The 26,252-nt window shown below is 40.8% G+C and carries 23 protein-coding genes and 5 tRNA genes; 16 read left to right on the top strand and 12 right to left on the bottom strand.

Going from position 1 to position 26,252, the window contains the following annotated elements:
• Positions 1 to 69: 69 nt before the first annotated feature.
• The 4 genes from ubiB to N523_RS0107610 all read right to left on the bottom strand — a co-directional run bounded on the left by ubiB (position 70) and on the right by N523_RS0107610 (position 4,184).
• Entirely contained in the window at positions 70 to 1,671 is a 1,602-nt protein-coding gene (ubiB, locus tag N523_RS0107595; RefSeq protein ID WP_028834688.1) for a ubiquinone biosynthesis regulatory protein kinase UbiB, read from the bottom strand.
• A gap of 17 nt (positions 1,672 to 1,688) precedes the next feature.
• Positions 1,689 to 2,348, bottom strand: coding sequence for a ubiquinone biosynthesis accessory factor UbiJ (locus N523_RS0107600; protein WP_028834687.1), 660 nt, complete (start codon positions 2,346 to 2,348; stop codon positions 1,689 to 1,691).
• 12 nt (positions 2,349 to 2,360) lie between these two features.
• A complete protein-coding gene (gene ubiE / locus N523_RS0107605) occupies positions 2,361 to 3,116 on the bottom strand; it encodes a bifunctional demethylmenaquinone methyltransferase/2-methoxy-6-polyprenyl-1,4-benzoquinol methylase UbiE (RefSeq protein WP_008108541.1) in 756 nt (251 codons plus the stop codon).
• 108 nt (positions 3,117 to 3,224) lie between these two features.
• A complete protein-coding gene (locus N523_RS0107610) occupies positions 3,225 to 4,184 on the bottom strand; it encodes a GGDEF domain-containing protein (RefSeq protein ID WP_016899066.1) in 960 nt (319 codons plus the stop codon).
• 334 nt (positions 4,185 to 4,518) lie between these two features.
• Here N523_RS0107610 and N523_RS0107615 point away from each other — a divergent pair, with 334 nt between their 5' ends.
• Both N523_RS0107615 and N523_RS0107620 read left to right on the top strand, forming a co-directional pair.
• On the top strand, positions 4,519 to 6,297 hold the full coding sequence (locus N523_RS0107615) for a DUF885 domain-containing protein (RefSeq protein ID WP_013466196.1): 1,779 nt from the start codon (positions 4,519 to 4,521) through the stop codon (positions 6,295 to 6,297).
• Positions 6,298 to 6,374: 77 nt separating this feature from the next.
• Positions 6,375 to 7,856: an FMN-binding glutamate synthase family protein gene (locus tag N523_RS0107620; RefSeq protein WP_016899068.1), complete on the top strand. Its 1,482-nt coding sequence runs from the start codon at positions 6,375 to 6,377 to the stop codon at positions 7,854 to 7,856.
• A gap of 70 nt (positions 7,857 to 7,926) precedes the next feature.
• Here the strand turns inward: N523_RS0107620 and mtnK are convergent, their stop codons facing one another.
• Entirely contained in the window at positions 7,927 to 9,144 is a 1,218-nt protein-coding gene (gene mtnK, locus N523_RS0107625; protein ID WP_028834686.1) for an S-methyl-5-thioribose kinase, read from the bottom strand.
• A 130-nt stretch (positions 9,145 to 9,274) separates the two neighbouring features.
• Here mtnK and mtnA point away from each other — a divergent pair, with 130 nt between their 5' ends.
• Complete coding sequence (mtnA, locus tag N523_RS0107630; protein WP_028834685.1) at positions 9,275 to 10,300, top strand: S-methyl-5-thioribose-1-phosphate isomerase; 1,026 nt, start codon at positions 9,275 to 9,277, stop codon at positions 10,298 to 10,300.
• Positions 10,301 to 10,363: 63 nt separating this feature from the next.
• On the opposite strand, the gene N523_RS0107635 is transcribed toward mtnA, so the two are convergent.
• The 3 genes from N523_RS0107635 to N523_RS0107645 are packed head-to-tail and all read right to left on the bottom strand — an operon-like array spanning position 10,364 to position 12,203.
• Positions 10,364 to 10,906, bottom strand: a complete 543-nt coding sequence (locus N523_RS0107635; protein ID WP_028834684.1) for a 1,2-dihydroxy-3-keto-5-methylthiopentene dioxygenase — start codon at positions 10,904 to 10,906, stop codon at positions 10,364 to 10,366.
• On the bottom strand, positions 10,903 to 11,589 hold the full coding sequence (mtnC, locus tag N523_RS0107640; RefSeq protein WP_028834683.1) for an acireductone synthase: 687 nt from the start codon (positions 11,587 to 11,589) through the stop codon (positions 10,903 to 10,905). Before mtnC ends, N523_RS0107635 begins: the two co-directional genes overlap by 4 nt.
• Positions 11,586 to 12,203, bottom strand: a complete 618-nt coding sequence (locus N523_RS0107645) for a methylthioribulose 1-phosphate dehydratase (RefSeq protein ID WP_013466190.1) — start codon at positions 12,201 to 12,203, stop codon at positions 11,586 to 11,588. The genes mtnC and N523_RS0107645 overlap by 4 nt, the downstream gene beginning before the upstream one ends.
• Before the next feature lie 107 nt (positions 12,204 to 12,310).
• Here N523_RS0107645 and N523_RS0107650 point away from each other — a divergent pair, with 107 nt between their 5' ends.
• The 3 genes from N523_RS0107650 to N523_RS0107660 are packed head-to-tail and all read left to right on the top strand — an operon-like array spanning position 12,311 to position 15,697.
• Positions 12,311 to 13,453, top strand: a complete 1,143-nt coding sequence (locus tag N523_RS0107650; RefSeq protein ID WP_028834682.1) for a methionine aminotransferase — start codon at positions 12,311 to 12,313, stop codon at positions 13,451 to 13,453.
• A complete protein-coding gene (locus N523_RS0107655; protein ID WP_028834681.1) occupies positions 13,441 to 14,214 on the top strand; it encodes an amidohydrolase in 774 nt (257 codons plus the stop codon). The genes N523_RS0107650 and N523_RS0107655 overlap by 13 nt, the downstream gene beginning before the upstream one ends.
• A gap of 58 nt (positions 14,215 to 14,272) precedes the next feature.
• The gene (locus N523_RS0107660; protein ID WP_028834680.1) at positions 14,273 to 15,697 is read left to right on the top strand and encodes a mannose-1-phosphate guanylyltransferase/mannose-6-phosphate isomerase; all 1,425 of its coding nucleotides are present in this window, start codon (positions 14,273 to 14,275) and stop codon (positions 15,695 to 15,697) included.
• Positions 15,698 to 15,807: 110 nt separating this feature from the next.
• Here N523_RS0107660 and N523_RS0107665 read toward each other — a convergent pair whose 3' ends face one another.
• The 3 genes from N523_RS0107665 to N523_RS0107675 all read right to left on the bottom strand — a co-directional run bounded on the left by N523_RS0107665 (position 15,808) and on the right by N523_RS0107675 (position 19,286).
• Positions 15,808 to 17,964, bottom strand: a complete 2,157-nt coding sequence (locus tag N523_RS0107665) for a response regulator (RefSeq protein WP_028834679.1) — start codon at positions 17,962 to 17,964, stop codon at positions 15,808 to 15,810.
• Positions 17,965 to 18,044: 80 nt separating this feature from the next.
• Positions 18,045 to 18,701: a helix-turn-helix transcriptional regulator gene (locus N523_RS0107670; RefSeq protein WP_008108518.1), complete on the bottom strand. Its 657-nt coding sequence runs from the start codon at positions 18,699 to 18,701 to the stop codon at positions 18,045 to 18,047.
• 213 nt (positions 18,702 to 18,914) lie between these two features.
• Positions 18,915 to 19,286 carry a histidine triad nucleotide-binding protein gene (locus N523_RS0107675; protein ID WP_013466185.1) on the bottom strand — a complete coding sequence of 124 codons (372 nt, stop codon included), beginning with the start codon at positions 19,284 to 19,286 and terminating at the stop codon, positions 18,915 to 18,917.
• A 92-nt stretch (positions 19,287 to 19,378) separates the two neighbouring features.
• Between N523_RS0107675 and N523_RS0107680 the strand changes: the two genes are divergently transcribed.
• On the top strand, positions 19,379 to 19,981 hold the full coding sequence (locus N523_RS0107680) for a DUF2057 domain-containing protein (protein WP_028834678.1): 603 nt from the start codon (positions 19,379 to 19,381) through the stop codon (positions 19,979 to 19,981).
• A gap of 57 nt (positions 19,982 to 20,038) precedes the next feature.
• On the opposite strand, the gene N523_RS0107685 is transcribed toward N523_RS0107680, so the two are convergent.
• Complete coding sequence (locus N523_RS0107685) at positions 20,039 to 21,880, bottom strand: M1 family metallopeptidase (protein ID WP_028834677.1); 1,842 nt, start codon at positions 21,878 to 21,880, stop codon at positions 20,039 to 20,041.
• 142 nt (positions 21,881 to 22,022) lie between these two features.
• On the opposite strand from N523_RS0107685, the gene murB reads away from it, so the two are divergent.
• The 9 genes from murB to N523_RS0107730 all read left to right on the top strand — a co-directional run.
• Entirely contained in the window at positions 22,023 to 23,033 is a 1,011-nt protein-coding gene (gene murB, locus N523_RS0107690) for a UDP-N-acetylmuramate dehydrogenase (RefSeq protein WP_028834676.1), read from the top strand.
• Positions 23,030 to 24,022, top strand: coding sequence for a bifunctional biotin--[acetyl-CoA-carboxylase] ligase/biotin operon repressor BirA (birA, locus tag N523_RS0107695; protein ID WP_028834675.1), 993 nt, complete (start codon positions 23,030 to 23,032; stop codon positions 24,020 to 24,022). Before murB ends, birA begins: the two co-directional genes overlap by 4 nt.
• Positions 24,019 to 24,717 carry a type III pantothenate kinase gene (locus tag N523_RS0107700; protein WP_024602234.1) on the top strand — a complete coding sequence of 233 codons (699 nt, stop codon included), beginning with the start codon at positions 24,019 to 24,021 and terminating at the stop codon, positions 24,715 to 24,717. Before birA ends, N523_RS0107700 begins: the two co-directional genes overlap by 4 nt.
• Positions 24,718 to 24,843: 126 nt before the next feature.
• Positions 24,844 to 24,919, top strand: a tRNA-Thr gene (locus tag N523_RS0107705).
• 39 nt (positions 24,920 to 24,958) lie between these two features.
• A tRNA-Tyr gene (locus N523_RS0107710) sits at positions 24,959 to 25,043 on the top strand.
• A gap of 49 nt (positions 25,044 to 25,092) precedes the next feature.
• A tRNA-Tyr gene (locus tag N523_RS0107715) sits at positions 25,093 to 25,177 on the top strand.
• A gap of 46 nt (positions 25,178 to 25,223) precedes the next feature.
• Positions 25,224 to 25,298, top strand: a tRNA-Gly gene (locus N523_RS0107720).
• A 10-nt stretch (positions 25,299 to 25,308) separates the two neighbouring features.
• Positions 25,309 to 25,384 (top strand) — tRNA-Thr (locus N523_RS0107725).
• A gap of 135 nt (positions 25,385 to 25,519) precedes the next feature.
• On the top strand, positions 25,520 to 26,252 hold a 733-nt coding region (locus N523_RS0107730; RefSeq protein WP_028835962.1), incomplete at its 3' end, for an elongation factor Tu.

The raw sequence follows: 26,252 nt of genomic DNA on the forward strand, positions 1-26,252 counted from the left end.
TGCTTTTAAAGCCGTTAATATTAAGATTAAATGCTGATTATACGCCCACAGCGGTAAATAGCACTTAGTTTATGCGCGGCGCCAAGCCGCTATAAAGCCAACTACAGCACAGCCTAAGACAACGCCAGCGGCCATTAAGTTGTGTTGTAAATAAAATAATGCTGAAACAATCATCGCTGCACTACTAAAAAGTCCTAAAACCAAGGGCTTATGTGAAACCGTTGATGTTGGAGGTTGTGCGTGCGGTGCTCGTTTTAAATTTTGATAAATTAAATCAGGCAACTCGGGCATTTTTTCTGCCCAAAACGGTAAGTTTGCATACATTTGCTTTAGTACAGAAAGCGGGCCAACCTGTTGTTTTACCCAGTCTTCTAAAAACGGTTTTGCGGTTTTCCACAAATCTAGTTGTGGATAAAGCTGGCGACCTAAGCCTTCAACATACAACAAGGTTTTTTGTAATAATACGAGTTGTGGTTGAACCTGCATATTAAAACGACGTGCAGTATTAAATAAATTAACCAGTACATGGCCAAATGATATTTCAGCAAGTGGTTTATTAAAAATGGGCTCGCAAACGGTACGAATAGCAAATTCAAACTCTTCAATGCTGGTATCGGGCGGCACCCACCCTGAATCAACATGTAGCTGAGCTACTTGGCGGTAGTCACGATTAAAAAAGGCAATAAAGTTTTCAGCTAAATAACGTTTATCTTCTTTGTTAAGTGTTCCCACAATGCCGCAATCTATGCCAATATATTTAGGATTGTGCGGGTTTTCGCGCGACACAAAAATATTGCCAGGGTGCATATCTGCATGAAAAAAACTATCGCGGAATACTTGGGTAAAAAACACTTCCACTCCGCGCTCAGCTAGTAATTTCATATTGGTATTTTGTGCCATCAGTGCTTCAGTATCTGACACCGGAATTCCGTAAATTCGCTCCATAACCAGCACATTATTGCGGCTGTAGTCACTGTATACTGTTGGAATATATAGCGATTCTGAGCCTTCAAAATTACGTTTTAATTGAATGCCGTTAGCACCCTCACGCATTAAGTCGAGTTCATCGAGTAATGTTTTTTTATACTCTTTAACCACTTCTACAGGGCGTAAGCGTTTCGCTTCATTAATTAACTTACCAACAACTTTAGCTAATTTTTCCATTAAGGCTAAGTCGGCGTTGATTTGTTGCTCAATATTAGGGCGAATAACTTTAATAACAACATCTTGCGATTCGCCCTGCGCGTCAACGAGGGTGGCAGTATGCACTTGAGCAATTGAGGCCGATGCCAAGGGGGTTTGTGAAAACTCGCTAAATAGCTGGCTAATATCATCTATTTCTAATGCTTTTTCGATGATCTTTTGCGCTAATTCACCTTCAAAAGGTTCTACCTGATCTTGTAAAAATGCTAACTCTAGCGCGATATCGTGGGGTAACAAGTCACGACGGGTTGAGAGCATTTGGCCAAACTTTATCCACACCGGGCCAAGTTGTTGCAGCGCTAAACGAAGTCTTAAGCCCGGGGGTTTATTTTTGTGTTGGTTGCGCAACCAAAACAAACTTCCTCGTGCAAGTTTAGCAAACCAAGGTACTTTGTGTTTTGGAATAAGCTCATCGAGTCCGTAGCTAAGCAGGGTTTTAGTTATGTAATACAGTCGGGCAGTTGACACAAAAAATCCTTAGCGCGTTAAAGTGCTTTAATTAGGGCGTTAATGCGTTGCTCAATGGCAGCAACTTGGCTTTTTAGTGCTCTATTTTGTTGTTTAAATTGCGCAAGCTCTAATGGGTGAATTGTAATTGCCAATTCATCTTGGAACAGGCTAATCAAGGTGCTATCGAGCTGTGATTTTGCTTTTTTACCTTGCTGCTTAAACGACTGAAAGTGCAAATAAAGTTGCTGTGCAGGTGCATCCCCAACATACTTTGCTAGTTGCTCTGGCCAATCAATGTCTAAACTTGAAAAGGCGGAGCTATAATTTTGAGCTATGTTTAAATCCCCTTGCAAATCAAGTTTGTCTTGACGTATAAGCTGGGTAAGCATGGCTGGATTTTTAAGAGCTAACAAGGTGTTTATATTGGCACTGATCATACAGTCAGCGTCAGCATGTACTAATGCAGTGTAAAGATGTAGCTGCTGATTGGCATAAGTAATGGCTATTTTTTGCTGCCAATCTCTAACTTCAACTAATAAACGCTGATGTTCTACCGCTTTTAGCTTATCGACTAAGCTCGGGTCGAGTTTAAGCGCTTGATTTAATACTTGTTCAATAAGCGAAAGCACAAAGCTCGGTAGCATAAAAAAACTGCTTTCAGCCGATTGTTCTTTATTGTTTTCTTCAAGCGCCATAAATTACTTACCTTAGTATTTAAACCCACGGTGAAGTGCAACAATGCCGCCTGTAAGGTTTTGATAAGTCGCTTGTTCAAATCCTGCTTCGACCATCATCGCTTTTAGCGTTTCTTGATCTGGGTGCATACGAATTGACTCAGCTAAATATTGGTATGATTCACTGTCGTTAGCAACCAACTTACCCATAGTAGGTAAAATGTTGAAAGAGTAAAAATCATACGCTTTGCTCAACAATTCTTGCTCTGGTTTTGAAAACTCAAGAATGAGTAAACGACCACCTGGCTTTAAAATACGATACATAGAGCGCAGCGCTTTATTTTGATCCGTCACATTACGTAAACCAAAAGCAATCGTAATTAAATCAAAGCTATTATCAGGGAAAGGCAAGGCTTCGGCATTCATTTGTACGTAATCAATGTTGCCTACAAGGCCTAAGTTATGCAGCTTTTCGCGGCCTACTTTTAACATTGAAGAGTTTATATCACCTAAAACAACCTGACCGGTTTCGCCAACAAGCTGGCTAAATTTTGCAGTTAAATCGCCAGTACCACCGGCTAAATCTAATACATGATGACCTTTACGAATACCTGAGCTGGCAATTGTTTGACGTTTCCATAAACGATGAATACCAAAAGACATGAGATCATTCATAACATCGTACTTTGTCGCAACAGAATGAAATACATCAGCAACCATAGAAGCTTTTTCGGTTTCGGCAACAGTTTTATAGCCAAAATGCGTGGTCTTTTCAGGGTTCTCGTTCATGATTAATCTCTATCGTGGTAATAAAGACTAGTGTACTTGATTGTGCACCAAGGGTGCAATTTGAATATGATTTATCAGTTAATTTTATTGTTTGAACAGTGTACTGGGTTATTGAGAAGAGCGTGACTTAAAAGCTGCGTTTGAGGCACTTTTAACCAGCTGGTTAAAGTCGCCTTGTTGTTGCTCAGTGATCCCTAGAGAGAGAGAAATAGGGGGTAATTTTAGGTCGCTTTTTGAACTAATAAAACGTAGCTTTTCAACTCCGCTTATCACTTTTTGTGCAATAAGGTTAGCGGTTTCGGGTTCTATGTTAGCAAGTAAAACGATGAATTGATCTTTTGCAGAGCGCCCAGCTAAGCCACTTTGCGAAACATATTTTTGCACTTGCTTAGCCACTTTATTTAAAATCACTTCGCCAATGGCATCGCCAAAATTATTAATAAAATGCTCTAAATTATCAATTTGAATGGCAATAGCTGAGATTGATTTGTCTTGTTTTAACCATAACTGTGTTTGTTTGGTTAAATAATGGCGTTTGTATAAGCCAGTTTGTGGGTCAATCACATGTTGTTTGCGTAAGGTATTAAGTTGTTTTTTAGTTGCTTCGTGTAGTTTTTTGGCCTGACTTAGTTGGTGTTTAAATTGTGCTTGTTGCGTTAATAAAAGCTGAGTTTGTTCATTAAGCCTTTCTAAAGCAATACGGCTGTTGGCAATATTATTTTCATCTAGAGAGTGCATACAGTCATTAACATGACCTGCAAAGTCGTTTAGCTTTTTTTCGGTCTGTTGAGCATTTTGCGATAGTGAATTGATCACGCCATTGACGTTTTCAATCATTGCTACTTCGGTTTTATGCCCTTGATTTAAATATTCAAAATAGAGTTGTTCAATAAACAGCTCATCAATATTTTGATGGGCATCTATGGCATCATCAATGGCATTATTAAGCGCAAAATGGATTTTACTAATGTATGTATACACAACTTGAAAATTTAAGGGGGTAGGAGGCAAAACATGATGCTCTAAAAACATACATACTTTTGTCATTTTTTCTTGTGCTAAAGCCATGGAATCATGGAACATCATTTGCAATTACCAACCAAATACGCATAAATGCTGATTTATAAAACTCGTCCAATGAGGCAATTTGCTTCCAAGCAACGATACAATAATCATTATATCCGTTATTTAAAAGTAAAATGAGTCGGAGTTGGCTAAAATAGCACTATAATTTCAATAACCGTTGTTTTTCTGAGCAATTACTCTAATTGTTAAGTATTAACTTAAGTTAATACAATGTCTCACGGGCGTATATTTTGCGCAGTTGGTCGTATATCTATTTGCTATTTATCTAGGCTACGATAGGTTTATCACATCTGTAATATTACTAAGATCACTCACTATGAATTTATCTCTTTCAAAACAAATGCGTCTTTCCTTATTAAGTGTCACTTTAGTGTGCTCACTAAGCGCGTGTCAGCTCACCGCAATTAATGCGGATCAACAATTTACGCAAGCGGCTGAAAATATCGTACAGCATCGCCAAAATGTTAGCCCGTATAGTAACCCCGAAGGAGTTGATGGCTACTTATTACCTAATTTGTCAGCTGAATTTTTAGCGCAGCAATATCAAAAAAACACCCAGTTATTAGCAGATTTAGATGCCATAGATGTAAGTAAGCTCAGTGATGAAAACCAAATTAACTACAGTATTATTCGAGCGCAAGTGCAAAATAGTGTTGATGAATATGTATTTAATACGCACTACATGCCTTTAACGTCAGAATATGGATTCCATTCAAGCCTATCGTTTATTGTTAATAGCTCTGATTATAAAACCGCACAAGATTATCAACACTATTTAAAGCGATTACAGCAAGTTCCGCGCTTTTTTGAGCAAAATATGGCATGGATGCGCAAAGGATTAGAGGTTGGTTTAACTCAACCCAAAGCGGTGTTAATTGGTTATCAAGACTCGATTACTGCTTACATTGTTGATGACGTCACACAATCTGAATTTTATAAGCCATTTTTAAACAATACCGCGGGTTTAAGTGATAGTGAATTTGCAGATTTGCAACAACAAGCTAAAGCAATTATCAGTAGCCAAGTTATTAATGCCTACAAAGATTACTTAACTTTTTTTAATAACGAATACTTACCAGGCGCACGTAGTGATATTGGTATTTCGTCAACACCAAATGGTGAGGCCTTTTATGCAAATCGTGCTAAATATTACACCACCACACAAATGACCCCAAAAGAAATACATGAGCTGGGTTTAGCGGAGGTTGCGCGCATTCGTAGTGAAATGGAAGCGGTTATTAAAGAAGTAGGTTTTAAAGGCACGTTTGCAGAATTTATCCACTTTTTACGAACAGATCCGCAGTTTTACGCCACAACGCCTGAGCAATTATTAAAAGAGGCCGCGTATATTGCAAAAAAAATGGATGCGCAGTTGCCTAAATTATTTCATACCTTACCGCGCAAACCTTATGGCGTAGCGCCGGTGCCTGCCAATATTGCTCCTAAGTACACTACTGGGCGCTATTCGGGTTCGAGCCGTGATGATCAAGCCGGCTTTTATTGGGTGAATACCTACGCTTTAGATAAACGACCACTCTACGCTTTAGAAGCATTAACTTTGCACGAAGCTGTTCCGGGTCATCATTTACAAATATCACTCAATGCAGAACTTGAAAGCTTACCTAGCTATCGCCGTGATGCGTATTTATCAGCGTTTGGTGAGGGCTGGGGACTGTATTCAGAGTACTTAGGCGTTGAAGCGGGTTTTTATCAAGACCCGTACAGCAACTTTGGTCGTTTAACCTACGAAATGTGGCGTGCTGCACGTTTAGTGGTTGATACGGGTATGCACATGTACGGCTGGAGTCGTGAGCGTGCAATGAATTTTATGGCCGATAATACGGCGCTTTCATTACACAATGTAAAAACAGAAACCGATCGTTATATTTCATGGCCTGCACAAGCGTTGTCATACAAAATTGGTGAGTTAACAATTAAACGTCTGCGTGCAGAGGCCGAGCAAGCATTAGGTCAGCAGTTTGATATTCGTGAGTTTCATCATCAAATATTGCGCCATGGTTCAGTGCCTTTGTCGGTGCTTGAGCAGCAAATACGTTTGTATATACAAGCAGAATTAGCAAAAACAGATAGCTAAAAGCGCATTATTTTGAAACTATAAAAGTGTGGTGTTATTTAATGACATCACGCTTTTTTAGCATTTAAGGATAAGTAATGAGTCAATTTATAATGTTCAGTATCGATGTGTTTGCCAGCTTATTTATTGTTGTATTTGGATTGCTGGTTATATTAATTGCTATTTTTTATGTTCGAGATGTTACCCAAACAAAGCATGCTATTAGGCGTAATTATCCTGTAATTGGACGTTTTCGCTACTTTTTTGAACGCCAAGGTGAGTTTTTTCGTCAGTATTTTTTTGCTCTCGACCGTGAAGAAATGCCCTTTAATCGCGCCGAACGCAGTTGGGTATATCGGGCTGCTAAAGATGTTGATCATACGGCTGCTTTTGGTTCAACCCAAAGCTTAGAAACGACAGGCACCGTAATGTTTATGAACTGCGCATTTCCTACCTTAGATGAAGAAGCCCTAGCGCCTAGCAACGTAACGCTTGGGCCTTATTGTAAATTTCCTTACACCACAAATTCGTTATTTAATATATCGGGCATGAGCTTTGGCGCGTTATCCAGTCCTGCTGTTCGTGCACTCTCAAAGGGGGCAAAATTAGCCGGTTGTTGGATGAACACGGGAGAAGGCGGACTTAGTCCGTATCACTTAGAAGGTGGTGCCGATATCGTGTTTCAAATTGGTACGGCTAAATATGGTGTACGCGACGAGCAGGGAAATTTAAGCACAGAAAAACTAAAAGCCGTTGCTGCACACCCAGCAGTTAAAATGTTTGAGCTGAAAATGAGCCAAGGTGCCAAGCCAGGTAAAGGCGGTATGTTACCTGGGCGAAAAGTGAATGCTGAAATTGCTAAAATAAGAGGCATACCTGAGGGGCAGGATTCAATTAGCCCAAATGGGCACCCAGAAATAAAAAATCCAAACGATATTTTAGACATGCTCACCACGATAAGAAGTACAACCGGTAAACCGACAGGCTTTAAAGCGGTAATTGGTGAACATGCTTGGTTAGAAAGTTTATTTGCCGAGATAAATCATCGTGGTATTGAGTCTGCACCCGACTTCATTACCATTGATAGTGCTGATGGTGGTACCGGCGCTGCGCCTCAGTCTTTACTCGATTCGGTGGGGTTACCGCTAAAAGAAAGTCTTCCTTTAGTTATTCAGTTACTAAAAAAGCATGGCCTTAGAGAGCGAGTTAAAATTATTGTCTCTGGCAAATTAATTGTGCCCTCAAAAGTTGCGTGGGCATTAGCACTAGGTGCCGACTTTGTTGTGTCTGCACGTGGACATATGTTTGCACTAGGCTGCATTCAGGCTATGCAATGTAATAAAGATACCTGCCCCACAGGAATTACTACGCATAATGAACGTTTACAGCGTGGTTTAAATGTTGAGGATAAAGCTCAGCGGGTCGCAAATTATAATAAATACATTCATTACGGTGCGGGGCTTATTGCACATTCTTGTGGCGTTACCAGTGCTCGCGAATTAAAACGCAAACATGTGCGTATAGTGCAAGAGAGCGGTCTTTCTGAGCCACTAGATAAAATGTACGAGCACTATCATTAAATATAGCTTAAAAGGCGCTTAAAGCGCCTTTTTTAATAAAATAAAGACTTAGTTTAGGGTCAAACAGACCCTAATTTAAATGGCTTATTAGCAAGCTGAAAAACGCGTCTTTAGTATCGCAAGTGTGGGCATTTAAAATCAATTGCTCACCCAGTGCTAATGTTTGTTTTTGTACGTTTAACCGTGCGGCCTCATCGGTAATGCCTTCTATATCAATTACATTAGCAAGGCCTATAGTGCGTCTAATTAGCTCTATGCCACAGTAGCCAATAGCATCTTGTAAAACATGTTTCATAAAATACTCTGCGTAGCCTGAAGCTTTAAGTGTCTCATCAGTTGTTTGCTTATTTATGAGCTCAAACCACTGTTGTTCAAATGTGGCGTAGCATTCAACCAATGTACTTAATAAATGGGTTTGATAATTACGACGTGCTACAAAGTCGTCAATGCGACCGTGCTGAGCACAGTAATTTAGTAGTAAGTTACCGATAAAAGATCCAATATCAAAGCCAATAGGGCCAAAAAAGCCAAACTCAGGGTCGATCATTTTAGTGGTAGTTTGATTAACAAAAATACTTCCGCTGTGCATATCGCCATGCAACAAGGTTTGTGGGTTCGATAAAAAGTTAGCTTTTAGCTTTGCTACTTCAAGTTTTAATGCCCCATTTTTACGAATAGCCTCAACTTCAGTTTGTAATTGTGCCGGATAGTTGTTGCGTTCATGCTCTGTGTACGGATCGCTAAAAAATAAATCTTCAGTAATTTGGCACAATTCAGGGTTAGTAAATTGGCTAATACGTGCTTTTTTATCTTGCGCTAATAAATAAAAGTCAGAGTTATAAAAGCCCGTTTGGCTTAAATACACAGCTACGTGGTGAGCAAGGTTTGGAAATTGTTCAGCATTATTTTGCGCTGTTCGCAAAATTTGCATATCACCTAAATCTTCTAAAATGGTCAGGGCTAAGTCTTTATTGTAATGTAAAACAGTAACCGTATGCGCAGGGCAAATAGTCCCATGATTAAGTAAAACTTCTGCCTCAATTCGTGCCCTATCAAGTGTTAATGGCCACGACTCACCAACACAACGCGCATACGGTAAAGCTTGCTTTAATATAATACAGTTGTTTTGCTCATCCGTAATTCTAAATACTAAGTTGAGATTACCGTCACCAAATTCATAAGCGGTAAGCGCTTGCCCCGGCTTAAAAAAGTCGTATTGATTAGATTCAATTAACGAATTGATGTAATTAATAGCGTGCTGTGCATTAAAAGCAACATAGTTAGTCATGGTTTTATTCTCAATAAAGATGCATTTAAGCATTCTATACCTTTAAATGTTTAGATGTCTACAAGTCTAACTTGAGAGTTCTTCAAAGTGGTGTAAAATAACCCTACGCACTTCTAATCTTTTGAGCCTTATGCAAAATTTAATCGCAAGCAGTTTAAAATATGAAAATAGTACGCTGAGCGTACTTGATCAATATTTGCTTCCTCATCAACAAGTGTGGCATGAATGCCACACTGTAGAGACCATGAAAGAGCTGATCATCAGCTTAAAAGTGCGTGGTGCGCCACTTATAGGCTTAGGGGCCAGTTTATTAATTGCTTATTTAGCTGAGCAAGGTATGACTAGAGACGCGCTTGCAACCGCCATAAATGAGCTAGAAGCCACTCGCCCAACAGCGGTTAACTTAATGCATTGTATGGCGGCGTTGCGCCAAGCGCTTAAACAAACTGATTATGTTGCCAGTATTGTTGCAACGGCTGAGCAGTTATTTGTTGAAGACATTGAGCTATGTGAACGCATGGCAACGCGTGGGGCTAAGCTAATAAATAGCGGCGACAATATATTAACTCACTGTAATACAGGCGCTTTAGCCACTGCGGGCATAGGTACTGCATTGGGTGTTATTTATAAAGCACAACAAGTCCATGGCAATGTCCATGTGTGGGTGGATGAAACGCGCCCCTTACTACAAGGTGGGCGTTTAACTGCGTTTGAATTGGAGCGTTGGCAAATACCTTACACGCTAATTTGCGATAACATGGCGGCCAGTTTAATGGCTGCAGGTAAGGTAGATAAAATTGTTGTAGGGGCTGATCGTATTGCTGCTAATGGCGACTTTGCCAATAAAGTCGGTACTTATAATTTAGCGGTGCTTGCGCATTTTCATAATATTCCATTTTATGTGGTGGCACCGGTTACTACGCTTGATGTAAAGACTGCCCAAGGTAGCGATATAGAAATAGAGCAACGTAATCCACAAGAAGTGCGTGGTGTTAGTGGTAGTTTTGGCGAGGCATTGTGGGCTCCCACTAATGCTAATGTATATAACCCCGCATTTGATGTAACACCCGCAAAGTTGGTTACTGGGTGGGTGTTAGATACCGGTGTTTATAACCAGAGTCAGGTGGAAAATGGCGTGCTCTTAAAGCTGAAGTAATTTTGCGATGCGTTTGGTCCACGTTATGTTTATTAGTGTGGACCAGGGTTTTGAATGATTAACTTACGGTAATAATGGAAATTGCTCTGCAATCGGTGATTCCGTGCTTTGTGCTACCCAACCTTGTGTATTGTTAAATAGACGAATAGCGGTAAATTCTGGGTCGCTACCCATATCAAACCAATGAGGTGTCAGTTCAGGTACTGAGATCAAATCGCCTTGTTGGCAAAGTACTTGGTACACTTTACTGCCAATGTGTAAGCAAAATAACCCTTGGCCTTTGACAAAAAAGCGTACTTCGTCTTCGCTGTGAGTGTGTTCAAATAAAAATTTTTTGCGCAATTCTGCAGCATCAGGGTTGCCTTTAGCTAGTGATATAACGTCAACAGTTTGATAGCCGCCTTGCTGTTTTAAGCGTTCAATATCGCCGCTGTAGGCAGTTAAAATATCATTATTGCTGGTGCTTTCAGTGATCTCGGTATTTGCCTGCCATTGCTCAAAACGCACATTAACCTTAGCAAGTTCAGTGGCAATATTTTGAACATCGTTACTGGTCAGCAGTGCATTAGTGGCGTCAGAATCTGCAAAAATAGTGAGTTGGCTCATGCTAAATGCTCCGCTTTAAATTGACTAAAATCGTTAATGTAGCTGTGCTTTGATGAGCTTTCTTGCCCATCGCGAATTAAATGTAAGGTTTTAAGCCCAGCGGTTTTTGCAGCATCAAGCTCTGCAACTACATCACTTAAAAACAATACTTCGTCTGGGTTAAAAGGCAATTGCGTTATTATGTTTTCATAGGCGCTTGGCGCTTGTTTGGCGCCTACTTTGGTGTCAAAGTAATCACTAAATAGTGGGCGAATATCGCCAAAGTCAGAATACTGAAAAATTAAATGCTGTGCTTTCACAGAGCCCGACGAATAAACGTATAACTGTTGGCCAGCTTGCTTTTGTTGTTGTAAAAATTGATAAGCATCTGGGTATAAGTGACCAGTAAAATCACTGTTTTCATAGCCTGTTTGCCAAATTAAACCTTGTAATTGCTTAAGTGGCGTTATTTTTTTATCTTCTTCAATCCAAGTAAGTAAAGTGCTAATAACGGTGTCGATATCGGCATTAGGCTCGTTAATTTCAGCTTTTACAGCGCTAATTTGTTCTGCTACTTCAGGCTGTTCTGTGTGACTGCGCACAAATGCAGGCAGTTGTTGTGCGGCATAAGGAAATAGCACATCTTTTACAAACGAAATACGCGTAATAGTGCCTTCAATATCAGTTAGCAATGCTTTGATCATAGTGCGGTTCCTGTTATTTTTAAGCGTTCTAGCTCGCAACTAAATAAAAACTCTAATGCCTCTAAATGGCGGCGAACTTCATCAATGTTACGGCCAACAGCATATAAACCATGACCTCTGATCAATACGGCATGCTTAATTGGTGAGTGTAAGTGATGGTCGCTCACAAGTAGGCTTAAACGGTCTATATCTTGATCGTTATCGAAAATAGGGATGGCCAGTGATTCTAAGTGCGATGTAATACCGCTGAGCGCTTTTTGCATCTCGTAGCCGGTTAGTTCAAGCTGATGGCGTTGAATAATATTTGAAAGTACAGTTGCCGCTACCGAGTGAGTATGCAAAACATATTGCGCGTCAGGAATAAGTTGATACAAGCTCAAATGCAGTTGTGTTTCGGCTGAGGGTTTTATTGCCCCTGCAACACGCTCACCTAAATGATTTAATTGTAGAAAATGCTCAGGCATTAACGCGCCTTTGTCGTGGCCACTGGCTGTGACTACAAAGCCCGTACTGGTGCGAGCTGAAAAGTTTCCACCTGTTGCGGGTACCCAACCTTTTTGACTGACCCATTTTCCGGCTTCAATAAGTTCTGAAATAGCGGTATTGTTTTGCATACATTCCTCACTAATGAGCATAAAGCTATTTGATTTAGACGGCTATACTTCTGTTTTAAGCAATGATAGCATCGCTTTGGGCGTAAAACCATCATTAAGGGTAACCAGTGTTTGAAAGTAAATTGCCAAATTTAGGCACCAGTATTTTTAGTCAAATGACTGCTTTAGCAAATCAATTCGAAGCGATTAATTTATCGCAGGGCTTTCCTGAGTTTGATGCGCCTGAGCTACTTAAAAAACAGCTTAATCATTATGTGCTTGAAGGAGTTAATCAATATTCACCTTCATCTGGTGTACCGCGCCTGCAGCAACAAATTGCCCAGTTAGCAAAACGAAAATATGCGATTGAAATAGATGCCGCGCAGCAAGTAACGGTAACCTCAGGGGCAACCGAGGCGCTGTTTGTTGCCATTCAAGCGCTAGTGCGCGAAGGTGATGAAGTCATTGTATTTGACCCCGCTTATGACTCTTACCAGCCTGCGATTGAATTGGCCGGTGGTAAGTCAGTTAATATTGCTCTGCATGCTCCGAGTTATGTAATTGACTGGCAAACGGTGGCTGCGGCTATTAATAGCAAAACGCGGGCTATTATTATCAACACTCCACATAACCCAAGTGGTAAAACGTTAAAACAGCACGATATTAATGCCCTAAAAGCCTTAGTCATCGAGCATGATTTATACCTGATAAGTGATGAAGTATACGAGCATATTACTTTTGATCAGCAACCACATTTAAGTGTGTTACGAGATGAGGAATTGTTTGCTCGCAGCTTTGTGATCTCAAGCTTTGGCAAGACTTTTCATAGCACTGGTTGGAAAATGGGTTACTGCATCGCACCCGCTACACTTGCGGTCGAGTTTCGTAAAATTCACCAATATGTGGCTTTTTCAAGCTTCACGCCTGCGCAACATGCACTCGCCGATATGTTAGAACAGCAAGGTGAGCATGTGGATGCGCTAAGTGAGTTTTATCAACAAAAACGCGATGTGCTCAGTAATGCTCTACAAGATAGCCGCTTTAGCATTTTACCAAGTGAAGGCACCTACTTTTTACTGCTTGATTACAGTGATGTATCGGATTTAAATGACGTAGAATTTTGCCAATGGTTAGCAGAACAAGCAGGCGTTGCAGCCATTCCACTGAGCGTGTTTTATCAGCAACCAAGCAATGATAAGGTTATTCGTTTATGTTTTGCTAAAAATGATCAAACCTTAATAGAGGCGGCACATATTTTATGTCAACTTTAACCTTAGCATTATTACAAAGCTCGCTGCATTGGCTCGATAAAAAAGCCAATTTAGCGATGTTTGAAAAACAGCTTGCTAACATCACCAATCAACCTGATTTAATTGTACTTCCTGAAACCTTTGCCACTGGATTTGCTGTTAACCTTGACTGTGGCGAAGCTGAAAATGGCTCAGTACTGAGTTGGCTCAAGGCACAGGCGAAGCACTATAATGCGGTAATTGCAGGCTCGGTATTGGTAACCCAAGGAAGTAAAAAAGCGAATCGGTTTTACTGGGTACAACCAAGTGGTGAGGTACGTTATTACGATAAGCGCCACTTATTTTGTTTGGGTAACGAGGGCGAATTTGTAGTAGCAGGACAAACGCGTGAAGTGTTTGAACTCAATGGGTTTAAAATATTGCCACAAGTATGCTACGACTTACGGTTTCCGGTGTTTCAGCGCAATAACAATGACTACGACGTGATGATAAATATTGCCAATTGGCCAGCAGCAAGGCGCAATGTATGGGACACTTTATTAATGGCACGAGCAATGGAAAACCTATGCTACGTGGTTGGCGTAAACCGGGTTGGTGAAGATGGCAATGGTATTGCTCACAGTGGTGGAACTGCAGTGTATGACTTTAAAGGTGAGCCACTGATTAAAGCGAATGACGACCAGCAAGCACTACTAACAATCACGTTAAATAAAGCGCCGCTTGATGAGTTTAGAGCTAAATTTCCGGCACATTTAGATGCCGATGCTTTTACATTGGTATAAATTAGCGCCCAGCCGATAAAGTGCTAAAATAGCCGCTGATATTTTTATTGGCGGCTTTATGAATACAACCCTTATTACACCGGTAATTTTAGCTGGCGGCATTGGCACACGGCTTTGGCCGCTGTCGCGCCAAGCAATGCCAAAGCAGTTTTTATCTTTGCTTGATAATAAAAACCAGCAGTCGTTATTGCAAAGCACGTTAGTGCGTGTTGCAACTGAGGACTTTAATCCCGCTATTTTGATCTGTAATGAGCAGCATCGATTTATTGCCGCGCAGCAGGCAGCATTTGCAAAGCCCCATGCCATAGTACTTGAGCCAGAAGGCAAAAATACCGCACCAGCCATTGCCCTTGCCGCGCACTATGCATTAAAAAATAATATTACAGGTCCTTTGTTGGTGATGCCTGCCGATCATTATATTGAAGATTTTACGCCATTAACTGCTCAGTTATCTGATGCGGTGACACTGGCTGAGCAAGGTAAATTAGTTACATTTTCAATTACGCCAACAGAGTCGCATACCGGTTATGGCTATATCAAACAGGGCACAGCAATTATAGGTACTGCTTGCTTTGAGGTAGACCAGTTTAAAGAAAAACCTGATTTAGCAACTGCATCAACCTATTTAACTGAGGGCGGTTATAGTTGGAACAGTGGCATGTTTTTATTTACTCCCGCTGCATATCTAAAAGAGCTGGAACGCTTTGCGCCAAAAATAGCTAAAAGTGTTGCTAGTGCCACTGATTTTAAACAAGACTTAGCGTTTACTAGAGCAAATACTAATGCACTTGAATCTTGCCCAAGTGACTCGATTGACTACGCTATTTTAGAGCGCAGTAATAATGTGGTGGTAATGCCCGTTGCATTAAATTGGAGCGATGTGGGCAGTTTTTCCGCACTCGCAGCGCTAAGTAAAAAAGAGCCACAAGGTAATAGCCCACATCAAGAACATATCGCCCAAAACAGTAGTAACAACTTAGTTATTAGCGAAGATGGACACACAATAGCGACGTTAGGGGTAAGCGATTTAGCGGTTATTCATACCCACGACGCCACTTTAATTGCTGATCAAAATGCGCTTGATGCCCTCCCGTTATTACTCAAGCAATTGACAACAACACATAATAACAAACTGACGCATCATCAGGTGGTTTACCGCCCTTGGGGAAACTATCGTACGCTGGTAGAAAGTATCGGTTTTAAAGTAAAAAAAATAACCGTTAATAGTGGGGCTAGGCTCTCAACGCAGCGTCATCAGCATCGCGCTGAGCATTGGGTTGTGGTGTCGGGCACTGCAGATATATGTATTGACCAGCAAAGCTTAACGCTTACCCATGACCAGTCTTGTTATATTGCTGCAAAACAGCTGCACAGTTTAGCGAATAATCAGCCCGAGCCCTTAGTTGTTATTGAAGTGCAAACGGGTGCCATTTTAGATGAAAGCGATATAGAGCGATTTGACGATATATACGGCAGAAAATAACAGTATAAATAGTGAAAATGCTTGATTATTTGTCACTGCAGTAAAACTTGGTAGCCCGTAGCCCGTAGCCCGTAGCCCGTAGCCCGTAGCCCGTAGCCCGTAGCCCGTTTTTACCCTAGTCCTTGCCGTACATACTTTAAATACGCCTCTAAACTGTGTTGCCACAGTGTGCTGGCTTCATTTAACGAGTTATTTAATGGTTTTTTATCTAGTAAGCGTCGCTCAATTTTTTTTAGAGCTAGTCCATAGCTATTAAAACCAAGTTGCATAGCGGTGCTAGCTTGGCGATGTAATAACTTAATGCATTGCTCGGTGTCTTGCTCTAATAAAGCTTGGCAACGGCTCAGCTTATTACGAGCAGAAAGAATAAATTCATTATAGATAGAAGATACTTCATCAATACTAAAAGAGCTTGTCAGGGTGTCTGTTGCGGTTTCATCGTATAACGTATCAATCAGCTCGACAGCAATATTAGCTGTTTGTGTTGACTGTGAATCACTCAATGCTTGGCGTAGTTTCTCTTGCTTTAATGGCTTGCCAACAATGTCTTTAATACCCAGTGCTAAGTATTCTTTTATTTCATCAGGGCTCAAACTGGCAGTAAAGGCCAGCACCGGCGTTCGCTGATTTTTATGCTCCACCCGTTTGAGAGTTTTTAGTACCTGTTGCCCTGTTAAATCGGGTAAGTTCATATCAAGTAGCACCACATCAAAGTGGTATTTTTTCATCAACTCAATCGCACTTTTGCCATCTTTAGCGAGCTTAATTTTATGCTCGTCGTCAGCCATAAATTCAACGGCAATTTTTTGGTTCAGATCTAAATCTTCAACAAGTAATACATCGAGTCCGGTTAAATAGTCCTTACTTTGATGGCGTTGCTCTACGAGACTAAGCTCACCAATAGCTAACGTCATGTTAAAGCTAAATACACTGCCTACTCCCAGCTCACTGGTAATTTCTAGCTGGCTATTAATTTTATCGAGAAGGCGACTAGTTATAGCCAGTCCTAGACCTGTTCCGCCTTTTTCTTTACCGGCACTGCTTTGAATGTAGGGCTCAGTTAAATAATTAATTTCATCTTTTTCAATGCCTGGACCTGAATCGAGTACGCTTACTTTAAGGGTATGATCTAGCTGGGTTTCATTAATTAAGTCTATTTGTACTTTTACCATCCCCGTATCGGTAAATTTAATCGCATTACCGACAAGGTTAATAATAATTTGTCTGAGTTTTTGTTGGTCGCAGTAGTAACAGGCTTTGTCGGGGATATTACAGGCGAGCTCAAATTTAAGTTGTTTTTGTTCGGCCAGAGGGCTTAAAAGCAAACATAAGTTTTGCAGCCACGTTTTAAACTCTATGTCTTCTTCGTACAGGGCTTCGTCGTGCTGATCTAAGCTTGCGTATTCCAGCACTTTATCTACCAGTAAGTTGAGTGACTCTGCTGAGTTGATAATGGCCTCACAATAGGCTTTGTTTCGGCTGTCGCTGGTTTGGTTTAATACTAGTTGTGCACTGCCTAATATGCCGTTTAGTGGTGTGCGTATTTCATGGCTGATGGTGGATAAAAACAGTCCGCGAATTTCTAAATCTTTATGAGCTTTTTCGGTGAGTTTATTAAGTCTTAATTCCCTGCGCTCATTACATAACAACGCCACACCTGCAGCATAGAACATGGGGGCAATAACACTATTTAAAAATAACAGTGAGTTAAACCATGAATTTAAAATGGCATCCTGTTGTGCAATGTCATCCATAAATAGGCTTCGTGTAATAAAACTTGCTGCAACTAAAGTTAAAATAATTATGTAAACAATACTGGCGTTAGGGTAGGGTTTTCGCGCATATTTTATAAATATAAATAATAAAAAAGTGGCCTCTACAATATGCTGCAGATCAGAAATATATACCCGTGAGCGCATTGAGGGCTGTAAAAATGTGAAATAAACAAGCAGCAAAGCGCTGAGCGCTGTAAATAGGCAAACAAACTTAAGGCCACGACCATGATAATTTAAAAATTGACTCAGTGACAAACAATGCACAATAGAAGCTAAAAACATCATGTTATTAGCAAGGGTAATGGCAATCTGATCAGGAATTTTGCCTATTAGCGCAAAACTAACAATGGCAGCTAATAGCAGTAAAGGATAGAAAATATAAAGTAACGTGCCGGGAACATGCTTATTGGTACGCCAGGTTAAAAAGTTCAGTAGCGTCATCACTGTTATAACGGCGATACTGGCAAAATAAAGCGTAAATGAGTCGAGCATTAAGACCCCAACAGCGTTTTTTAAAGAAGATATAAAAACAGGCACTTAAAGTGCCTGTATGGTATTTATTCAAACAAACGTTAACGAATTTCGTCAGGAATGTTTTGTTGTGCCCAAGAAAGTAATTCAATACGGTTACGACATTTAGTTTTTCTAAATGCACTGTATAAATGAGTTTTAACCGTATGCGGGCTAATACTTAACTCTTCAGCAATTTCTTTATTTTTAGAGCCATTACTCATTAACGAGATAATTGCTTTTTCACGCTTCGTTAGCTTTATTGGTTCAATATCACCATCAGTTAGCTTATGCAGCGCATCTTTATTAAATTGCAGCATGCGGTTAAGCGCATTACACATAATGTCACGACGATACCAAAGCTGATCTTCGAGTAATAAACGAATCCCTTTCATGAGTACATCGGCATTATCTGTGGTGTAAAATACACCACGAATACCGCTAAGTAATGCGCGATTAGCAAGCTCTGGGTTTTCATCTAAATTGAACAACACAATATCGCACTTGATGCGTAAATTAACGAGTTGCTCTTTTAGCTTTGTCCATGCGTCTTTACTTGATGTTTCAATGAACAATAAGCGAGTACCTACCGGAACATCTAAAATATTTGTACCCGTAGTTACGTCAAGGCCTTGCGTTTTTAACAATGGCTCTAAAACGTTAATACCAATAGTGTTAATTGGTTCTTCATCTAACAACAAAAAGGCTGAACTGCTCATGTTTTTTTACTCTTTTATAAAGCTGGCTAATTAATTTTACCACAATCCCTACACACCTTTTGTATTAGAGAATCATTATTTCACTGGAGAAAAGGTGCGATTTCCGATTATTTAAACATAAAATGTTGCAAATAAGTAATTGTTTTTTTTCGTGTAGTAAGAAAAACGCCGTATTTTTGATTTTTTTAAACTAATCTAAGATTTAACTAAGCACTATAGCGCCGTTTTTTTAGTTTCTTGGTATGGAGGCCAGCCCATTTCTTTACCTGCGAGCATATGTAAATGTATGTGATACACAGTTTGGCCACCATGTTCATTACAGTTCATCACAACGCGGTAGCCGTCATCGCTAAAGTTGTGTTGCTTGGCCAGTTTTGCGGCGACCGTGTATAAATTACCAACTAAATGTGAGTTTTCATTATTTATATCATTTATAGTGGCAATTGGTTGCTTGGGAATAATTAATACATGAAATGGCGCTTGAGGATTAATGTCTTTAAACGCTAGCGTGTCATCGTCTTCGTAAATAATATCGGCTGGAATTTCGCGATTAATAATTTTAGTAAAAATAGTCTCTTGGCTCATAATGATGACTCTAATTTATTTGATTAATATATGTGTCACTAATGACAAATTTTGCTAGCAGTGTCAAACTGAAATCAACTAAAGGAGTAATTATGCGTAAATCAATATTATTAGGCAGTGTAGTGGCGCTCTTAGTGAGTGCATCGAGTTTGGCAGAAAATATTCACTTTCCTGAGGAATTTGTTCCTTTGCAAGTGGGTGAACGAATAATTGAAAGTTCGCTTTTTAGTCGTGTTGATGATGTTGAATTAGCACCGGGTACTTATCAGCTAAAACTTAAATACACAGATTTATATGATTTAGGTTATGACGATCATGAAGTGATTGAATCAGAACCTTTTTGGGTGAATGTAACCATTGAAGCGGGTAAAGATTACACCTTAGTATTTAATCGTGCTGAAAATGCGGTAGCGGCAAAAGTATTTGCTGAGGCACCGCAAGTGAGCTTAAAAGCAAAAGGCAGCACCTTAGCTAAGCCATTAAATATTATTGCCGAACGACAAGTTCAAAGCGCACAGTTTAAACAGCAAACAACAGCAATCCCAGCGGGCCCGCAAAAACCGAGTCGTCCCATTAAACCGATTACGCCAATTAATGGAAAAGGCATGCCAAGTGCGGCAAATATGCTCGATTTTTGGTGGCAACAAGCAACGCTCGCTGAAAGGCAGGCCTTTTTAGATAAAGTAACAAAATAATTAAGCATTAAAAAAGGGCCAAATTGGCCCTTTTTAGTTTATTGGTAACGCTATTATTTATTCAAATAACGCGTCAATGGTACCTTGTGCAAGTGGGTGATAACCCGGACGTGCTTTTAAGTACACGCTTTGTGCCCAGTCTTTTTTACCATGTGTAATAAGTGCTTTGTAAAGTGGCACTATTAGCTTACGACGACCAATACCCGATAAGTGTTTATCAAGCGCAGGGTAAATCGGTTGGTAACCGTTACCCACTGCTAGCATGTACCATGCAAATGCGCGTTCTGCGTTAGTTGATTGGGTTAAGTTAAACTCGCCGTCTAATTCAGTCATTTTTTCAATGCTTAAATCGCGCGGTAGGTTATTTAAAAAGTGCAGCCACTCATGCACTGTCCAATTTGCAGTAGGTAATTGTGCGGCAGTTGTATCCCCATTTAACCATGCTTGTGTTGCAGCATCTACTTTATCGAACGCATCAGAGGTAGGGTTAGGTGCATCACTTGGTAAACCAGGCTCAAAAATCCACTCGTTCACTTTATCCATGCTCACTACACCAGGGTACTTTTCAATTAAGTTAGCCTTGATGTAAGTCACAAATTGCGCAGTGGTTAGTGACTTAAACGCAAATTCATTAAAGTAAGTTTTAACAAAGTCATCAAACTTATCACGGCCATATTTTTCTTCTAGGTAGATTAAAAATAGCTGACCCTTTGTGTAAGGCACTGAGCTAAACGCATCATCCGGATCGCGGCCATTAAGTTTTAAATTAAGGCGAGTGTCTGGTGCATCAATGGTTTTAAGTTGCGCACGCAGACCAGCAGCATCAAGCGCTTGCTCCATTACTGCACGGTCGCGACCAAATACTTCTTCCATAATGCGGTTTTCAACGTAAGAGGTAAATCCTTCGTTTAACCATAAGTCTTCCCATGTGGCATTGGTTACTAAGTTACCAGACCAAGAGTGAGCAAGCTCATGTGCAATCAGGTTAACGAGGCTTTTATCGCCAGCAACAACGGTTGGGGTAATAAATGATAGACGCGGGTTTTCCATGCCACCAAATGGGAAGCTGGGCGGTAGCATAAGTAAGTCATAGCGACCCCAAGCATATTCACCATACATCGCATTGGTTTTGTCGATCATCGCTTGGGTGTCATTAAATTCAGCAACTGAGGCATCTAAAATAGTCGGTTCAGCAAAAATACCGGTTTGTTTAGACATCGCTTTAAATTCTAAGTTACCAGCACCAATCGCAATTAAGTAAGGCGAAATTGCTTGTGGCATATTGAAGTGGTAATCACCGTCTTTATAAAGGGCATCTTTATTATCGGCACTCATTACCGCACGCACATCTTCAGGGGTATGAATACGTGCAGAATAAGTCACACGCATTGCCGGTGTATCTTGCACAGGGATCCAACTACGTGCATGTATCGCTTGCGATTGACTATACATAAACGGGTGCGTTTTACTGGCTGTTTGCTCTGGCGTTAACCACTGTAAGCCCGACGCTTCTGGGCGACTGTTGTAGTAAATACGGACTTTTTCAGCTTGGCTTTTAAATGTAATGGTTAGTTTTGAGCCTTTAACATCGTCGCGATTAGCAAGGTTAAAACTGGCTTTATGCCAATTGCCATTGGCTGTTTGATACATCACTTTATCAATATCAAGATCGCGGGTATCAAGTACTAGCTTTGTGCTTTTCGCGTTTTGCCATTGTAGCGTATGCTCAACAAAACCTTCTAATTGCTTGTCGGCAAAGTCGATGTCTAAATCAAGGTTTAAATGCGTGGTGATAACATCATCAAGGTTGGCGTAGGAATTTTGATCAATAGCGCTAGCCATTGCTTGCGAGCACATACCGGCCATAGCGAGGCTTAAAAAAAGAGGTTTGATTTTCATAATTACCTTGAGTACAAATAAAAAAGTACCCGTTTTATAACATGATTGCCACAGTGGGTTGAACAATTTTTACAAGCTGATGCGCAATTTGCGACGATGAGTTAAACTAGAGCGATTAATTACTGGTACCTTTAGGACCCTTGTGGCGCACTCATTACAACCCCTACATACATTTGCATTAAGTAGCCAATGCCAAATTTTTATTGAGATCACCGACTCAGCGCAGCTTCAAACTCAGAGCTTTAACGCGCCTTTTTGTCTGTTAGGGGAGGGCAGTAATACCATTTTTTTAAATGATTATGCTGGCACGGTTATTAAAATGGCGACCCAAGGAATTAATATTACTGAACGGGAAAATGATTTTTTAGTCAGTGCGGCTGCTGGTGAAAATTGGCATCAATTAGTGACTTACTTGCTTGAGCAAAGCATAGCAGGGTTTGAAAATTTAGCACTCATACCTGGCACAGTCGGTGCTGCGCCAGTGCAAAATATTGGTGCCTACGGTGTAGAAATAGCACAATTTATAGAAGCTGTTGACTATTTTGATATTAAGAGCAACTGCTTCAAATCTTTAACTAATCAGCAATGCCACTTTGCTTATCGTGAATCTGTTTTTAAACACGCGTTAAAAAATAAAGCGGTGATCACCCAAGTGCACTTTAAACTGCCAAAAATATGGCAACCAGTACTCAGTTATGGACCGCTACAACAACTAAAAAACCCGACGCCACAGCAAGTATGTGAGCAGGTGATACAAACACGCAATAGCAAACTCCCAGACCCTTATAAACTAGCTAATGCTGGGAGTTTTTTTAAAAACCCCATTATTACGAATGCTGCGTTAGTGCCGTTACTTGCGCAGTTTCCTGAGTTACCTCATTACCCACACGGAGCCGGTCATCATAAAGTTGCAGCGGGGTGGTTAATAGAGCAAGCGGGATTAAAGGGATATAAGATTGCCGGTATTGAAGTGCATCAGCAGCAAGCTTTGGTGCTCGTTAACCATGGTCACAGTACAGGGGATGATTTGATCAGCATGATCACCCATATTCAAAACACTGTTTTAGCGCGCTATAACATAAACTTAGAACACGAAGTGCGGTTAATTGATCAACACAATGAATGCCATATCTCTTTGGAGCAATCAGCATGAAAGCACCTGATGGAAACAAGCTGGCTATTTTAAATGCGCTTAATAAAGGCGGGTTTGTCTCTGGGCAAGCTTTAGGAGAGGAATTAGGAATTAGTCGTGCCGCTGTTAGTAAACACATTCAAAGCCTACAAGCTATGGGCTTAGATGTATTTAAAGTTACAGGTAAAGGCTATTGCTTAAATAACCAAGTAGGATTACTTAATCAGGAAAAAATACAACAGCTTTATGCTGAGTTAGGGCAAAATACCGCTAATATTGAAGTGCAGCCGCTCATTGATTCAACCAACAGCGAACTAATGCGCCGCATTCAGGCTAAAACACCACTTCAGTCGGGCACGGTAATCGTTGCCGAAATGCAGCAAGCAGGTCGGGGGCGTCGAGGGCGTGTATGGCAATCGCCATTTGGTGCCAACTTATACTACAGCTATTTTTGGCGATTAGATGATGGTTTACAAGCCGCTATGGGTGTATCGATTGCGGTTGGTTTAGCGGTGTATGATGCGATAAACGCACTTTATGGTATTGATGTAGAGTTAAAGTGGCCAAACGACATTTACATAAACAAACAAAAGCTCGCTGGCGTATTAGTTGAATTAGACGGGCAACCACAAGGGCCCTGTCAGTTGGTGATAGGAATTGGTATTAATTTAAATATGCCACAAAGTGCAAGTCAGCACATTGACCAAGCATGGACAGATTTAAGTCAGCACACCCAGCAGCTAGATAAAAATCAATTAGTAGCTTCATTAACTTATTGGTTAGAGCAGCGCTTAGCGCAATATCGCGAGAACGGCTTACAAACTATGTATCAACAATGGAATGCATTAAATGCGTTTGCAGGCGAGCAGGTAGAGCTTAATACTGGGCATCGTAGTTGGCGTGGCATTTGTGAAGGTATAGATGCGCACGGTGGTGTACGTATTCGCCAAGACGGCGAAGTAAAAAGTTATTATGGCGGCGAGATTTCATTAAGAAAGGCGCAAGCATGAGATTGTTAATTGATGTAGGTAATACTTCACTCAAAGCCGTATTGTGGGAAAACGGGCAAATACAGCCATGTGATATTAATAATATTTCATGGCAGCAAATTACGGTTGTTATTTACGCTTGTGTTGGTCGTAGCGAGTTACTTAAACAATTATTAGCGCAAGCCAAAACGCATAATATTGATTGTTTTGAGGCTACGGTTAGTAGTGAGCTTGGTGGGTTGCGCTGCGCGTATCAGCAAGTAGGTAATTTGGGTATAGATAGATGGTTGGCGCTTATTAGCGGTTATACGCTTTACCCTAATACGGCTGCTATTGTTGTTGATGCTGGCACGGCTACTACTATAGACGTTCTCAATAATGATGGGCAGCATCTAGGAGGCTGGATATTACCTGGGCTTGATTTAATGACCTCATCACTCACTCAAAATACTCAGCGGGTATTTGATGATGCAAACACGCCATTTGCTAATGAGCTTGGAAAAAACACCCCTAATGGGTTAAAAAACGGAGCCTTAGTGGCAACTATGGGTGCCATTGAGCAAGCAAGGTTGCATTTAAAGACAAAAAATAGCCTCTTAATTTTTGCGGGTGGTTATGGTCAGCTGTTACAAGGGCATTTTTCACAGAGTATTTTCGACCCAATGCTAGTAATGAAAGGCTTAAATTACTGGTATGAGTTAGCTAAAAAGAGTTAAAAACAACAAAAAAACAGCTTTTTGCGCGAATAGTGAGCATTTGAAGCATTAAATCACATTTTTTTTAATTTTTTGGTTGCATCCCAATAAACCTTACTCTAGAATCTCGCCCCGTACTAAAGCAGTGCCGACTTAGCTCAGCTGGTAGAGCAACTGACTTGTAATCAGTAGGTCAACCGTTCGACTCGGTTAGTCGGCACCACTTTCCTTTTACCGGAAGTGCTTAGTAAAGAATTATCGTGGAGGGGTTCCCGAGCGGCCAAAGGGATCAGACTGTAAATCTGACGGCTCAGCCTTCGCTGGTTCGAATCCAGCTCCCTCCACCACTTTTCTTAGGCTAAGTTAAGTGGGGCCAAATGCAATAACAATTAGTGTGGAGGGGTTCCCGAGCGGCCAAAGGGATCAGACTGTAAATCTGACGGCTCAGCCTTCGCTGGTTCGAATCCAGCTCCCTCCACCACTTTATTCTAGACGGTTAGAGGTAGTTTAAGAACAGGTTCCTTAAAGCGGGCATCGTATAATGGCTATTACCTCAGCCTTCCAAGCTGATGATGCGGGTTCGATTCCCGCTGCCCGCTCCAATTTGATGATGCTGATATAGCTCAGTTGGTAGAGCGCACCCTTGGTAAGGGTGAGGTCGGCAGTTCAAATCTGCCTATCAGCACCAGTCAATCGAATCGCCTTAAACACTTCCTTTATCTGTCAGAAAAAACTATTTGAAATTTGAAAAAATTAACTTAATCTACCTATGGTGGATTATTTTCATATGTAATCTAGATACACAAAACTGATAGGTTCCGTCATGGCAAAAGAAAAGTTTGAACGCGTAAAACCGCACGTAAACGTTGGTACAATCGGCCACGTTGACCACGGTAAAACTACACTAACTGCAGCAATCACTAACGTACTTGCAAAAGTATACGGCGGTGTTGCTAAAGATTTCGCATCAATCGATAACGCTCCAGAAGAGCGCGAGCGTGGTATCACAATCTCAACTTCACACGTTGAGTACGATACTCCTACTCGTCACTACGCACACGTAGATTGTCCTGGTCACGCCGATTATGTTAAAAACATGATCACTGGTGCTGCTCAAATGGACGGCGCTATCTTAGTAGTTGCTGCGACTGACGGTCCTATGCCACAAACTCGTGAGCACATCCTACTTTCTCGCCAAGTTGGTGTTCCTTACATCGTTGTGTTCATGAACAAATGTGACATGGTTGATGATGAAGAGCTACTTGAGCTAGTAGAAATGGAAGTTCGTGAACTTCTTTCTGAATACGACTTCCCAGGTGATGACTTACCACTAATTCAAGGTTCTGCACTTAAAGCACTTGAAGGTGAAGAGCAATGGGAAGCTAAAATCGTAGAGCTTGCAGAAGCACTAGATACTTACATTCCAGAGCCAGAGCGTGACATCGATAAGCCATTCATCATGCCTATCGAAGACGTTTTCTCAATCCAAGGTCGTGGTACTGTTGTAACTGGCCGTGTTGAAGCTGGTATCATCAACGTGAACGACGAAGTTGAAA

Origin of the sequence: Pseudoalteromonas sp. 23_GOM-1509m (genome assembly GCF_000518425.1) — a bacterium.
GTDB classification, from domain to species: domain Bacteria; phylum Pseudomonadota; class Gammaproteobacteria; order Enterobacterales; family Alteromonadaceae; genus Pseudoalteromonas; species Pseudoalteromonas tetraodonis.

Excerpts from the sequence above, each read along its gene's own strand:
- mtnK (WP_028834686.1), bottom strand. The coding sequence starts at position 9,144 with ATGACTAACTATGTTGCTTTTAATGCACAGCACGCTATTAATTACATC.
- mtnA (WP_028834685.1), top strand. The coding sequence starts at position 9,275 with ATGCAAAATTTAATCGCAAGCAGTTTAAAATATGAAAATAGTACGCTG.
- N523_RS0107655 (WP_028834681.1), top strand. The coding sequence starts at position 13,441 with ATGTCAACTTTAACCTTAGCATTATTACAAAGCTCGCTGCATTGGCTC.
- birA (WP_028834675.1), top strand. The coding sequence starts at position 23,030 with ATGAAAGCACCTGATGGAAACAAGCTGGCTATTTTAAATGCGCTTAAT.
- N523_RS0107635 (WP_028834684.1), bottom strand. The coding sequence starts at position 10,906 with ATGAGCCAACTCACTATTTTTGCAGATTCTGACGCCACTAATGCACTG.
- mtnC (WP_028834683.1), bottom strand. The coding sequence starts at position 11,589 with ATGATCAAAGCATTGCTAACTGATATTGAAGGCACTATTACGCGTATT.
- N523_RS0107670 (WP_008108518.1), bottom strand. The coding sequence starts at position 18,701 with ATGAGCAGTTCAGCCTTTTTGTTGTTAGATGAAGAACCAATTAACACT.
- N523_RS0107600 (WP_028834687.1), bottom strand. The coding sequence starts at position 2,348 with ATGGCGCTTGAAGAAAACAATAAAGAACAATCGGCTGAAAGCAGTTTT.
- N523_RS0107620 (WP_016899068.1), top strand. The coding sequence starts at position 6,375 with ATGAGTCAATTTATAATGTTCAGTATCGATGTGTTTGCCAGCTTATTT.
- N523_RS0107700 (WP_024602234.1), top strand. The coding sequence starts at position 24,019 with ATGAGATTGTTAATTGATGTAGGTAATACTTCACTCAAAGCCGTATTG.
- N523_RS0107610 (WP_016899066.1), bottom strand. The coding sequence starts at position 4,184 with ATGGCTTTAGCACAAGAAAAAATGACAAAAGTATGTATGTTTTTAGAG.
- N523_RS0107675 (WP_013466185.1), bottom strand. The coding sequence starts at position 19,286 with ATGAGCCAAGAGACTATTTTTACTAAAATTATTAATCGCGAAATTCCA.
- N523_RS0107685 (WP_028834677.1), bottom strand. The coding sequence starts at position 21,880 with ATGAAAATCAAACCTCTTTTTTTAAGCCTCGCTATGGCCGGTATGTGC.
- N523_RS0107615 (WP_013466196.1), top strand. The coding sequence starts at position 4,519 with ATGAATTTATCTCTTTCAAAACAAATGCGTCTTTCCTTATTAAGTGTC.
- ubiE (WP_008108541.1), bottom strand. The coding sequence starts at position 3,116 with ATGAACGAGAACCCTGAAAAGACCACGCATTTTGGCTATAAAACTGTT.
- N523_RS0107665 (WP_028834679.1), bottom strand. The coding sequence starts at position 17,964 with ATGCTCGACTCATTTACGCTTTATTTTGCCAGTATCGCCGTTATAACA.
- N523_RS0107660 (WP_028834680.1), top strand. The coding sequence starts at position 14,273 with ATGAATACAACCCTTATTACACCGGTAATTTTAGCTGGCGGCATTGGC.
- N523_RS0107645 (WP_013466190.1), bottom strand. The coding sequence starts at position 12,203 with ATGCAAAACAATACCGCTATTTCAGAACTTATTGAAGCCGGAAAATGG.
- N523_RS0107680 (WP_028834678.1), top strand. The coding sequence starts at position 19,379 with ATGCGTAAATCAATATTATTAGGCAGTGTAGTGGCGCTCTTAGTGAGT.